Here is a 702-nt window from a genome sequence, read left to right on the forward strand (position 1 = left end):
TGATTGATACGGCTGGGTTGGAAGAAACCGGTGATCATACACTCGAAGGTCGTATGCGTGCTCATACAAAAGCTGCTATCGATGAAGCGGATCTTATTTTATTTGTATTTGATGCAAAGAGTGGAATAACGCCGAGTGATTTAAATTTTGCGTCACTGGTTCGCAAATCAGGCAAGCCGATTGTGCTTGTTGCCAATAAATCTGAGTCAAAAGCGGCAATTGGGGGAGAATATGAGGCATGGTCGTTAGGGTTGGGGGAGCCTTGTTCAATATCTGCTGAACATGGTTTAGGTCTTTCGGATCTTCGTGATGCAATTATGAAGGCTAGTGGGGGAGAGAGAATTTTTGCAAGCAAAAACCAAGAAGAACATATTGCTTTACAGTCAGCATCTCTTGATGATTATATTGATAATTTAGAAGAAAAGGGGGATGTTTACGATAAAAGTAAACCCCTTCGGATTGCAGTTGCTGGTCGCGCAAACAACGGAAAAGCAACTCTCATCAACAGGATGTTAGGGCAAGATCGTTTGTTGACAGGACCTGAAGCAGGATTAACTCGTGATTCCATTTCTGTGGATTGGGAATGGCGTGGTCGTCATATTAAACTTTTTGATACTGCAGGTTTACGTCGAAAGTCGAAAATTCAAGAAAAATTAGAAAAACTATCTGTTGCAGATACTTTGCGTGCAATTCGTTTTGCGG

At 41.9% G+C, this 702-nt stretch carries 1 protein-coding gene; it reads left to right on the plus strand.

From position 1 onward, the window contains the following. On the plus strand, positions 1-702 hold a 702-nt coding region (locus ACFIO5_RS11910), incomplete at both ends, for a GTPase (RefSeq protein WP_375705523.1).

The organism is Bartonella sp. AA86SXKL, from assembly GCF_042196885.1.